The 13,621-nt window shown below is 56.2% G+C and carries 3 protein-coding genes (1 of these 3 running past the window's edge); 1 reads left to right on the top strand and 2 read right to left on the bottom strand.

Going from position 1 to position 13,621, the window contains the following annotated elements; genetic code table 11:
- Positions 1-22: 22 nt before the first annotated feature.
- Together ACS18Q_RS19140 and ACS18Q_RS19135 are read right to left on the bottom strand one after the other, a co-directional pair.
- A complete protein-coding gene (locus tag ACS18Q_RS19140; RefSeq protein WP_370447180.1) occupies positions 23-619 on the bottom strand; it encodes an OmpA family protein in 597 nt (198 codons plus the stop codon).
- Positions 620-650: 31 nt separating this feature from the next.
- Positions 651-1,964 (bottom strand): TolC family outer membrane protein, encoded by a 1,314-nt coding sequence (locus ACS18Q_RS19135; protein WP_441257686.1) that lies wholly within the window; start codon positions 1,962-1,964, stop codon positions 651-653.
- Positions 1,965-2,386: 422 nt separating this feature from the next.
- Here ACS18Q_RS19135 and ACS18Q_RS19130 point away from each other — a divergent pair, with 422 nt between their 5' ends.
- On the top strand, positions 2,387-13,621 hold the beginning of the coding sequence (locus ACS18Q_RS19130; protein WP_441257685.1) for a VCBS domain-containing protein. The gene runs 22,821 nt beyond the window's last position; the window shows 11,235 of its 34,056 coding nt (coding positions 1-11,235); the start codon lies at positions 2,387-2,389; the stop codon falls past the right edge of the window.

The following is a 13,621-nucleotide window of genomic DNA, read 5'->3' as shown; positions in this document are numbered from 1 at the left end:
GACGGGGGCGGTGGAATTCAGCTTATCGCGGTAGCGTCGTGAACACTGTCCACTCTTTCACGATTTCACCTTTAAACCCAACCACACTCGCAGTGACGCGGCGGTTTTGTGCGTGACTGACCTGATCTTCGCCGTTGACGGCTAACACCGTATCGCCATAGCCGACGATGCGAATGCGCTTTGGCGTGACTCCGAAACGCAGCAGTTGCAGACGTACAGCTTCAGAACGCTGCTTTGATAACGCCAAGTTGTGGTCAGCTTTACCGACTTTGCTGGCGTAGCCTTGCAGTTCAATGGATGCTTCTGGATAAAGCTTAAGAAAATCAGCCATCTGGCGAATCTGATTCATAAATACTGGTGGAATCGTACTCGAATTGTTCGCAAACAGAATATGCAGTTTTTGTAAATGCGACGATTTGATCGCGGTGCCGCAGCCTTCATTATCGATCTGCGATGCTGCGGGCGTGTCCGGGCATTTATCTCGTGCGTTGATGACGCCGTCATTATCGTCATCCAACAAATCATCCATCTGGTTTGCGACCGGGGTTTGAATATAGTCGTAAACGTCGGGATTAGGCTCTTCATTTGCCAATAGCGGACGTGATAACGACACAGCCATTACAGCCAGCAACAAAGTGCGAATGTTCATGTTAATAGTCTACCTTTTCCATCCATTCAGCTGGCACGTCAACGCGCAATGCATCCAACAAATTACCAGTCGCATTCATTAATCGGTATTTGGCGTATTGTTCCGCGTATTTCGCATCCAAATAGTCTTTACGTGCTTCAAACAGTTCATTTTCGGTGTTCAACAAATCCAGCAGGGTGCGCTGACCAATCAAATACTGTTTGCGGTAAGCAATGACCGTTTTTGACGCAGAATCAACGTGATCTGCCAAAAACTCTTTTTGTTGCAGCGTTAAATCCAATGCATTCCACGACAATCGAAGTCCTTCTTCTACAGTGCGGAACGTGCTTTCGCGTAGATCCTTGGCTTGGTTGAGCTGATAGGCGGCGCCTTCGGTTCTGTGTCGGTCAGAACCCCCGTTAAACAGGTTATAACGCACGCGAATCATGGCCGTGGTTTCGTCACTACTGCCTTTATAGCCCCCGGCGTCATTGAGCCAGGTTTGAGAGGCTTCAAAGGACACCGTTGGATAATTCGGCGCTTTCGACTGTTTATACTGCGAACGAGCAGCATCCACGTCGGTTTGCGCAACTTTAATGACCGGGTGAGATTGCTGAGCGCGTTCGATGGCATCGTCAACAGTTAAAGGCAGGGCTGTACTATCGGCGCGTGGGAACAATAATCCCAATGGCTCCTGACCGACTAGACGGCGAAACTGGGTATAAGCATCGAAAAGGTTGTTTTGAGCTGCCAAGAGATTTCCGTGCGCTTTTGCTATCCGCGCTTCCACCTGAGTCACATCTGCAATTGAGCCAATACCGGATTCTGAGCGCTTCTTAATGTCGCGGTAGATTTCTTTGTGCGTTGCTAAGTTATTCTCAGAGAGAACTAACACGTCATGGGCTTTCGTGGCTTCCAAGTAGATTCTGGCAACTTCCAAGGCTTTGTCCGACGCATCGGCCAACAATTGATAGCGATCGGCTTCAGCTTCTGCGGCCGTACGGTCCATGTCGTTCAACGTTGCAGAGCCATCCCAAATCAACTGATTGAAGGTCAGCGTGACGTCTTTACGTGTCATGTCCGTATTTTCACTACTGCTTGATTCTGCTGGGTTGATTCCTTCATACCCAATTCCGGCATCGAGATCGATACGTGGAAGGTAAGCACCTGAAACCGCATTAGATTCAGATACGCGACTTTTGTACTGGTTAAATGCACTTTTGAGTTCAGGATTTGATGCCAAAGTTAACGACACCGCTTGTTCTAACGTTTGAGCAAGTGCAGGACTGGTTATCGCAAGGGCACATACCAGAGTACTTAAGGAAAACCCTTTCAAAATCAAACTCCCATGTTAGGTAAAAAATAAATGAGCGCAGAGTCTAATCTAGAACCTGTCTCATTAATTGGACGAATGAGTTGAAGTGTCAAAAATGTGACGGGAAACGGCGATAAATTATCAACCTGTTGCGCAGTAAAAGGGTGCTATGACGTTAACTCATTAATAAGGCGCGGATTCTACCTACATGTATCCTCAAAATAAAGGCAGGATTGTCACATTTTTAATGTGATGTTCGTTCCAATGATTTGTGGTCAAAAATTATTGAATGCGTCAAAAAAACGTTAACAGTACGTCGTTTTAACCTTTGTTTAACTAAGGTTTAGTGATATCTTTCGACAAATTTTCCTAAATAATAAATGCCGTCAATGTGTGAATGTTGTGCGGTAAAATGACTAAAAAAGTTTCTGGGGTTGTCTTTTATGAGTGTTAACTCTCTTGTGTTTAGTGGGATTCTGTCTGCAAACCAAATGATCGTCATCGACGTGAATGGCAATATTCGAACCGCGCTCATCGGGGAGAAATTGCCGCAAGGAACGGTGATCGTGCAACGCGGTGATGACATCAGTGATGAGGCTGCACTCAAAACGCAGATCATTGACGCCAATAACAACCCACAAGACATCACCGACGACGTTGCGCGTATTTTTGCCGCCCTAGAAGAGGGGCAGGATCCCACCCAAGTAGACGAAGAACTTGCTCCCGCAGCCGGCGGAGGCCAAGGTTCGGCACTCACCGCCGCCGCCACGGTCGAGCGCATTGGCTCAGAAACCATCGCGATCACCAGCTTCGACACCACCGGCTTCGAAAGCCTAGGCCTTTCTCAAACACAAAGTTTGGCGCTGTCGAGCGTATTGGTGACGAATGAGACTGCTGCATCTACATCAGTAAACACGGCGCCGACGATTGATACAGTCAACGGAAGTACGCAGACCGAAAATGTGGGCCTAGAAGGTGATGTTGTCGCGACATTTAACGCGAGCGATGTCGATGGTGACAGCCTCACCTATCGTATTACCAGCGGTAACGAACAAGGTTACTTTGAAATTGATGCAGACACTGGTGTTGTAACACTCACTGCAGCCGGTGAAGCAGCGTTGGCTAACGATGCGTTGGTCACGACGGATTATCAAATCGGTGTGACGGTAAACGATGGATCTACCGATTCTGCTGAAGCAACAGCAGTTGTTACATTTACCGGTGTAAACGACGACTCTTCGATCACCCTCGATACTGGCGACAGCGCGACAGGCAGCGTGACGGAAGACGTGGATACCGATGCCGAGACAGAGGGTGTTCAGCTTGAAGTGACCGGCCGCTTGAGCGTGACAGATGCGGATGGCGATGGCGCGTTCAACACCACGCCAACGTTCACAAGCAGCACAGTGGAAGGCGGAGCTCAACTGGGTACGTTGACCATCGATGCCGAGGGCAACTGGACGTACGTGGTGGACAACGACAACGCGACCGTCCAAGGCCTGAACGCAGGCGAGACAATCGTGGAAACCTACACGGTTGCGACGGCGGATGGCAAAGATACACAAACCATCACGATCACCATCAATGGTGCGGCAGACGACTCTTCGATCACCCTCGATACTGGCGACAGCGCGACAGGCAGCGTGACGGAAGACGTGGATACCGATGCCGAGACAGAGGGTGTTCAGCTTGAAGTGACCGGCCGCTTGAGCGTGACAGATGCGGATGGCGATGGCGCGTTCAACACCACGCCAACGTTCACAAGCAGCACAGTGGAAGGCGGAGCTCAACTGGGTACGTTGACCATCGATGCCGAGGGCAACTGGACGTACGTGGTGGACAACGACAACGCGACCGTCCAAGGCCTGAACGCAGGCGAGACAATCGTGGAAACCTACACGGTTGCGACGGCGGATGGCAAAGATACACAAACCATCACGATCACCATCAATGGTGCGGCAGACGACTCTTCGATCACCCTCGATACTGGCGACAGCGCGACAGGCAGCGTGACGGAAGACGTGGATACCGATGCCGAGACAGAGGGTGTTCAGCTTGAAGTGACCGGCCGCTTGAGCGTGACAGATGCGGATGGCGATGGCGCGTTCAACACCACGCCAACGTTCACAAGCAGCACAGTGGAAGGCGGAGCTCAACTGGGTACGTTGACCATCGATGCCGAGGGCAACTGGACGTACGTGGTGGACAACGACAACGCGACCGTCCAAGGCCTGAACGCAGGCGAGACAATCGTGGAAACCTACACGGTTGCGACGGCGGATGGCAAAGATACACAAACCATCACGATCACCATCAATGGTGCGGCAGACGACTCTTCGATCACCCTCGATACTGGCGACAGCGCGACAGGCAGCGTGACGGAAGACGTGGATACCGATGCCGAGACAGAGGGTGTTCAGCTTGAAGTGACCGGCCGCTTGAGCGTGACAGATGCGGATGGCGATGGCGCGTTCAACACCACGCCAACGTTCACAAGCAGCACAGTGGAAGGCGGAGCTCAACTGGGTACGTTGACCATCGATGCCGAGGGCAACTGGACGTACGTGGTGGACAACGACAACGCGACCGTCCAAGGCCTGAACGCAGGCGAGACAATCGTGGAAACCTACACGGTTGCGACGGCGGATGGCAAAGATACACAAACCATCACGATCACCATCAATGGTGCGGCAGACGACTCTTCGATCACCCTCGATACTGGCGACAGCGCGACAGGCAGCGTGACGGAAGACGTGGATACCGATGCCGAGACAGAGGGTGTTCAGCTTGAAGTGACCGGCCGCTTGAGCGTGACAGATGCGGATGGCGATGGCGCGTTCAACACCACGCCAACGTTCACAAGCAGCACAGTGGAAGGCGGAGCTCAACTGGGTACGTTGACCATCGATGCCGAGGGCAACTGGACGTACGTGGTGGACAACGACAACGCGACCGTCCAAGGCCTGAACGCAGGCGAGACAATCGTGGAAACCTACACGGTTGCGACGGCGGATGGCAAAGATACACAAACCATCACGATCACCATCAATGGTGCGGCAGACGACTCTTCGATCACCCTCGATACTGGCGACAGCGCGACAGGCAGCGTGACGGAAGACGTGGATACCGATGCCGAGACAGAGGGTGTTCAGCTTGAAGTGACCGGCCGCTTGAGCGTGACAGATGCGGATGGCGATGGCGCGTTCAACACCACGCCAACGTTCACAAGCAGCACAGTGGAAGGCGGAGCTCAACTGGGTACGTTGACCATCGATGCCGAGGGCAACTGGACGTACGTGGTGGACAACGACAACGCGACCGTCCAAGGCCTGAACGCAGGCGAGACAATCGTGGAAACCTACACGGTTGCGACGGCGGATGGCAAAGATACACAAACCATCACGATCACCATCAATGGTGCGGCAGACGACTCTTCGATCACCCTCGATACTGGCGACAGCGCGACAGGCAGCGTGACGGAAGACGTGGATACCGATGCCGAGACAGAGGGTGTTCAGCTTGAAGTGACCGGCCGCTTGAGCGTGACAGATGCGGATGGCGATGGCGCGTTCAACACCACGCCAACGTTCACAAGCAGCACAGTGGAAGGCGGAGCTCAACTGGGTACGTTGACCATCGATGCCGAGGGCAACTGGACGTACGTGGTGGACAACGACAACGCGACCGTCCAAGGCCTGAACGCAGGCGAGACAATCGTGGAAACCTACACGGTTGCGACGGCGGATGGCAAAGATACACAAACCATCACGATCACCATCAATGGTGCGGCAGACGACTCTTCGATCACCCTCGATACTGGCGACAGCGCGACAGGCAGCGTGACGGAAGACGTGGATACCGATGCCGAGACAGAGGGTGTTCAGCTTGAAGTGACCGGCCGCTTGAGCGTGACAGATGCGGATGGCGATGGCGCGTTCAACACCACGCCAACGTTCACAAGCAGCACAGTGGAAGGCGGAGCTCAACTGGGTACGTTGACCATCGATGCCGAGGGCAACTGGACGTACGTGGTGGACAACGACAACGCGACCGTCCAAGGCCTGAACGCAGGCGAGACAATCGTGGAAACCTACACGGTTGCGACGGCGGATGGCAAAGATACACAAACCATCACGATCACCATCAATGGTGCGGCAGACGACTCTTCGATCACCCTCGATACTGGCGACAGCGCGACAGGCAGCGTGACGGAAGACGTGGATACCGATGCCGAGACAGAGGGTGTTCAGCTTGAAGTGACCGGCCGCTTGAGCGTGACAGATGCGGATGGCGATGGCGCGTTCAACACCACGCCAACGTTCACAAGCAGCACAGTGGAAGGCGGAGCTCAACTGGGTACGTTGACCATCGATGCCGAGGGCAACTGGACGTACGTGGTGGACAACGACAACGCGACCGTCCAAGGCCTGAACGCAGGCGAGACAATCGTGGAAACCTACACGGTTGCGACGGCGGATGGCAAAGATACACAAACCATCACGATCACCATCAATGGTGCGGCAGACGACTCTTCGATCACCCTCGATACTGGCGACAGCGCGACAGGCAGCGTGACGGAAGACGTGGATACCGATGCCGAGACAGAGGGTGTTCAGCTTGAAGTGACCGGCCGCTTGAGCGTGACAGATGCGGATGGCGATGGCGCGTTCAACACCACGCCAACGTTCACAAGCAGCACAGTGGAAGGCGGAGCTCAACTGGGTACGTTGACCATCGATGCCGAGGGCAACTGGACGTACGTGGTGGACAACGACAACGCGACCGTCCAAGGCCTGAACGCAGGCGAGACAATCGTGGAAACCTACACGGTTGCGACGGCGGATGGCAAAGATACACAAACCATCACGATCACCATCAATGGTGCGGCAGACGACTCTTCGATCACCCTCGATACTGGCGACAGCGCGACAGGCAGCGTGACGGAAGACGTGGATACCGATGCCGAGACAGAGGGTGTTCAGCTTGAAGTGACCGGCCGCTTGAGCGTGACAGATGCGGATGGCGATGGCGCGTTCAACACCACGCCAACGTTCACAAGCAGCACAGTGGAAGGCGGAGCTCAACTGGGTACGTTGACCATCGATGCCGAGGGCAACTGGACGTACGTGGTGGACAACGACAACGCGACCGTCCAAGGCCTGAACGCAGGCGAGACAATCGTGGAAACCTACACGGTTGCGACGGCGGATGGCAAAGATACACAAACCATCACGATCACCATCAATGGTGCGGCAGACGACTCTTCGATCACCCTCGATACTGGCGACAGCGCGACAGGCAGCGTGACGGAAGACGTGGATACCGATGCCGAGACAGAGGGTGTTCAGCTTGAAGTGACCGGCCGCTTGAGCGTGACAGATGCGGATGGCGATGGCGCGTTCAACACCACGCCAACGTTCACAAGCAGCACAGTGGAAGGCGGAGCTCAACTGGGTACGTTGACCATCGATGCCGAGGGCAACTGGACGTACGTGGTGGACAACGACAACGCGACCGTCCAAGGCCTGAACGCAGGCGAGACAATCGTGGAAACCTACACGGTTGCGACGGCGGATGGCAAAGATACACAAACCATCACGATCACCATCAATGGTGCGGCAGACGACTCTTCGATCACCCTCGATACTGGCGACAGCGCGACAGGCAGCGTGACGGAAGACGTGGATACCGATGCCGAGACAGAGGGTGTTCAGCTTGAAGTGACCGGCCGCTTGAGCGTGACAGATGCGGATGGCGATGGCGCGTTCAACACCACGCCAACGTTCACAAGCAGCACAGTGGAAGGCGGAGCTCAACTGGGTACGTTGACCATCGATGCCGAGGGCAACTGGACGTACGTGGTGGACAACGACAACGCGACCGTCCAAGGCCTGAACGCAGGCGAGACAATCGTGGAAACCTACACGGTTGCGACGGCGGATGGCAAAGATACACAAACCATCACGATCACCATCAATGGTGCGGCAGACGACTCTTCGATCACCCTCGATACTGGCGACAGCGCGACAGGCAGCGTGACGGAAGACGTGGATACCGATGCCGAGACAGAGGGTGTTCAGCTTGAAGTGACCGGCCGCTTGAGCGTGACAGATGCGGATGGCGATGGCGCGTTCAACACCACGCCAACGTTCACAAGCAGCACAGTGGAAGGCGGAGCTCAACTGGGTACGTTGACCATCGATGCCGAGGGCAACTGGACGTACGTGGTGGACAACGACAACGCGACCGTCCAAGGCCTGAACGCAGGCGAGACAATCGTGGAAACCTACACGGTTGCGACGGCGGATGGCAAAGATACACAAACCATCACGATCACCATCAATGGTGCGGCAGACGACTCTTCGATCACCCTCGATACTGGCGACAGCGCGACAGGCAGCGTGACGGAAGACGTGGATACCGATGCCGAGACAGAGGGTGTTCAGCTTGAAGTGACCGGCCGCTTGAGCGTGACAGATGCGGATGGCGATGGCGCGTTCAACACCACGCCAACGTTCACAAGCAGCACAGTGGAAGGCGGAGCTCAACTGGGTACGTTGACCATCGATGCCGAGGGCAACTGGACGTACGTGGTGGACAACGACAACGCGACCGTCCAAGGCCTGAACGCAGGCGAGACAATCGTGGAAACCTACACGGTTGCGACGGCGGATGGCAAAGATACACAAACCATCACGATCACCATCAATGGTGCGGCAGACGACTCTTCGATCACCCTCGATACTGGCGACAGCGCGACAGGCAGCGTGACGGAAGACGTGGATACCGATGCCGAGACAGAGGGTGTTCAGCTTGAAGTGACCGGCCGCTTGAGCGTGACAGATGCGGATGGCGATGGCGCGTTCAACACCACGCCAACGTTCACAAGCAGCACAGTGGAAGGCGGAGCTCAACTGGGTACGTTGACCATCGATGCCGAGGGCAACTGGACGTACGTGGTGGACAACGACAACGCGACCGTCCAAGGCCTGAACGCAGGCGAGACAATCGTGGAAACCTACACGGTTGCGACGGCGGATGGCAAAGATACACAAACCATCACGATCACCATCAATGGTGCGGCAGACGACTCTTCGATCACCCTCGATACTGGCGACAGCGCGACAGGCAGCGTGACGGAAGACGTGGATACCGATGCCGAGACAGAGGGTGTTCAGCTTGAAGTGACCGGCCGCTTGAGCGTGACAGATGCGGATGGCGATGGCGCGTTCAACACCACGCCAACGTTCACAAGCAGCACAGTGGAAGGCGGAGCTCAACTGGGTACGTTGACCATCGATGCCGAGGGCAACTGGACGTACGTGGTGGACAACGACAACGCGACCGTCCAAGGCCTGAACGCAGGCGAGACAATCGTGGAAACCTACACGGTTGCGACGGCGGATGGCAAAGATACACAAACCATCACGATCACCATCAATGGTGCGGCAGACGACTCTTCGATCACCCTCGATACTGGCGACAGCGCGACAGGCAGCGTGACGGAAGACGTGGATACCGATGCCGAGACAGAGGGTGTTCAGCTTGAAGTGACCGGCCGCTTGAGCGTGACAGATGCGGATGGCGATGGCGCGTTCAACACCACGCCAACGTTCACAAGCAGCACAGTGGAAGGCGGAGCTCAACTGGGTACGTTGACCATCGATGCCGAGGGCAACTGGACGTACGTGGTGGACAACGACAACGCGACCGTCCAAGGCCTGAACGCAGGCGAGACAATCGTGGAAACCTACACGGTTGCGACGGCGGATGGCAAAGATACACAAACCATCACGATCACCATCAATGGTGCGGCAGACGACTCTTCGATCACCCTCGATACTGGCGACAGCGCGACAGGCAGCGTGACGGAAGACGTGGATACCGATGCCGAGACAGAGGGTGTTCAGCTTGAAGTGACCGGCCGCTTGAGCGTGACAGATGCGGATGGCGATGGCGCGTTCAACACCACGCCAACGTTCACAAGCAGCACAGTGGAAGGCGGAGCTCAACTGGGTACGTTGACCATCGATGCCGAGGGCAACTGGACGTACGTGGTGGACAACGACAACGCGACCGTCCAAGGCCTGAACGCAGGCGAGACAATCGTGGAAACCTACACGGTTGCGACGGCGGATGGCAAAGATACACAAACCATCACGATCACCATCAATGGTGCGGCAGACGACTCTTCGATCACCCTCGATACTGGCGACAGCGCGACAGGCAGCGTGACGGAAGACGTGGATACCGATGCCGAGACAGAGGGTGTTCAGCTTGAAGTGACCGGCCGCTTGAGCGTGACAGATGCGGATGGCGATGGCGCGTTCAACACCACGCCAACGTTCACAAGCAGCACAGTGGAAGGCGGAGCTCAACTGGGTACGTTGACCATCGATGCCGAGGGCAACTGGACGTACGTGGTGGACAACGACAACGCGACCGTCCAAGGCCTGAACGCAGGCGAGACAATCGTGGAAACCTACACGGTTGCGACGGCGGATGGCAAAGATACACAAACCATCACGATCACCATCAATGGTGCGGCAGACGACTCTTCGATCACCCTCGATACTGGCGACAGCGCGACAGGCAGCGTGACGGAAGACGTGGATACCGATGCCGAGACAGAGGGTGTTCAGCTTGAAGTGACCGGCCGCTTGAGCGTGACAGATGCGGATGGCGATGGCGCGTTCAACACCACGCCAACGTTCACAAGCAGCACAGTGGAAGGCGGAGCTCAACTGGGTACGTTGACCATCGATGCCGAGGGCAACTGGACGTACGTGGTGGACAACGACAACGCGACCGTCCAAGGCCTGAACGCAGGCGAGACAATCGTGGAAACCTACACGGTTGCGACGGCGGATGGCAAAGATACACAAACCATCACGATCACCATCAATGGTGCGGCAGACGACTCTTCGATCACCCTCGATACTGGCGACAGCGCGACAGGCAGCGTGACGGAAGACGTGGATACCGATGCCGAGACAGAGGGTGTTCAGCTTGAAGTGACCGGCCGCTTGAGCGTGACAGATGCGGATGGCGATGGCGCGTTCAACACCACGCCAACGTTCACAAGCAGCACAGTGGAAGGCGGAGCTCAACTGGGTACGTTGACCATCGATGCCGAGGGCAACTGGACGTACGTGGTGGACAACGACAACGCGACCGTCCAAGGCCTGAACGCAGGCGAGACAATCGTGGAAACCTACACGGTTGCGACGGCGGATGGCAAAGATACACAAACCATCACGATCACCATCAATGGTGCGGCAGACGACTCTTCGATCACCCTCGATACTGGCGACAGCGCGACAGGCAGCGTGACGGAAGACGTGGATACCGATGCCGAGACAGAGGGTGTTCAGCTTGAAGTGACCGGCCGCTTGAGCGTGACAGATGCGGATGGCGATGGCGCGTTCAACACCACGCCAACGTTCACAAGCAGCACAGTGGAAGGCGGAGCTCAACTGGGTACGTTGACCATCGATGCCGAGGGCAACTGGACGTACGTGGTGGACAACGACAACGCGACCGTCCAAGGCCTGAACGCAGGCGAGACAATCGTGGAAACCTACACGGTTGCGACGGCGGATGGCAAAGATACACAAACCATCACGATCACCATCAATGGTGCGGCAGACGACTCTTCGATCACCCTCGATACTGGCGACAGCGCGACAGGCAGCGTGACGGAAGACGTGGATACCGATGCCGAGACAGAGGGTGTTCAGCTTGAAGTGACCGGCCGCTTGAGCGTGACAGATGCGGATGGCGATGGCGCGTTCAACACCACGCCAACGTTCACAAGCAGCACAGTGGAAGGCGGAGCTCAACTGGGTACGTTGACCATCGATGCCGAGGGCAACTGGACGTACGTGGTGGACAACGACAACGCGACCGTCCAAGGCCTGAACGCAGGCGAGACAATCGTGGAAACCTACACGGTTGCGACGGCGGATGGCAAAGATACACAAACCATCACGATCACCATCAATGGTGCGGCAGACGACTCTTCGATCACCCTCGATACTGGCGACAGCGCGACAGGCAGCGTGACGGAAGACGTGGATACCGATGCCGAGACAGAGGGTGTTCAGCTTGAAGTGACCGGCCGCTTGAGCGTGACAGATGCGGATGGCGATGGCGCGTTCAACACCACGCCAACGTTCACAAGCAGCACAGTGGAAGGCGGAGCTCAACTGGGTACGTTGACCATCGATGCCGAGGGCAACTGGACGTACGTGGTGGACAACGACAACGCGACCGTCCAAGGCCTGAACGCAGGCGAGACAATCGTGGAAACCTACACGGTTGCGACGGCGGATGGCAAAGATACACAAACCATCACGATCACCATCAATGGTGCGGCAGACGACTCTTCGATCACCCTCGATACTGGCGACAGCGCGACAGGCAGCGTGACGGAAGACGTGGATACCGATGCCGAGACAGAGGGTGTTCAGCTTGAAGTGACCGGCCGCTTGAGCGTGACAGATGCGGATGGCGATGGCGCGTTCAACACCACGCCAACGTTCACAAGCAGCACAGTGGAAGGCGGAGCTCAACTGGGTACGTTGACCATCGATGCCGAGGGCAACTGGACGTACGTGGTGGACAACGACAACGCGACCGTCCAAGGCCTGAACGCAGGCGAGACAATCGTGGAAACCTACACGGTTGCGACGGCGGATGGCAAAGATACACAAACCATCACGATCACCATCAATGGTGCGGCAGACGACTCTTCGATCACCCTCGATACTGGCGACAGCGCGACAGGCAGCGTGACGGAAGACGTGGATACCGATGCCGAGACAGAGGGTGTTCAGCTTGAAGTGACCGGCCGCTTGAGCGTGACAGATGCGGATGGCGATGGCGCGTTCAACACCACGCCAACGTTCACAAGCAGCACAGTGGAAGGCGGAGCTCAACTGGGTACGTTGACCATCGATGCCGAGGGCAACTGGACGTACGTGGTGGACAACGACAACGCGACCGTCCAAGGCCTGAACGCAGGCGAGACAATCGTGGAAACCTACACGGTTGCGACGGCGGATGGCAAAGATACACAAACCATCACGATCACCATCAATGGTGCGGCAGACGACTCTTCGATCACCCTCGATACTGGCGACAGCGCGACAGGCAGCGTGACGGAAGACGTGGATACCGATGCCGAGACAGAGGGTGTTCAGCTTGAAGTGACCGGCCGCTTGAGCGTGACAGATGCGGATGGCGATGGCGCGTTCAACACCACGCCAACGTTCACAAGCAGCACAGTGGAAGGCGGAGCTCAACTGGGTACGTTGACCATCGATGCCGAGGGCAACTGGACGTACGTGGTGGACAACGACAACGCGACCGTCCAAGGCCTGAACGCAGGCGAGACAATCGTGGAAACCTACACGGTTGCGACGGCGGATGGCAAAGATACACAAACCATCACGATCACCATCAATGGTGCGGCAGACGACTCTTCGATCACCCTCGATACTGGCGACAGCGCGACAGGCAGCGTGACGGAAGACGTGGATACCGATGCCGAGACAGAGGGTGTTCAGCTTGAAGTGACCGGCCGCTTGAGCGTGACAGATGCGGATGGCGATGGCGCGTTCAACACCACGCCAACGTTCACAAGCAGCACAGTGGAAGGCGGAGCTCAACTGGGT

The sequence above is a fragment of the Vibrio sp. Vf1514 genome (assembly GCF_052076135.1).
Classification (GTDB): domain Bacteria; phylum Pseudomonadota; class Gammaproteobacteria; order Enterobacterales; family Vibrionaceae; genus Vibrio; species Vibrio furnissii.
The sequence above is the reverse complement of the archived record's forward strand: the minus strand, read 5'-3'. Positions and strand labels throughout refer to the sequence as shown.

Coding starts and splice junctions, on each gene's coding strand:
- ACS18Q_RS19140 (WP_370447180.1), bottom strand. CDS start 619: ATGGCTGTGTCGTTATCACGTCCGCTATTGGCAAATGAAGAGCCTAAT.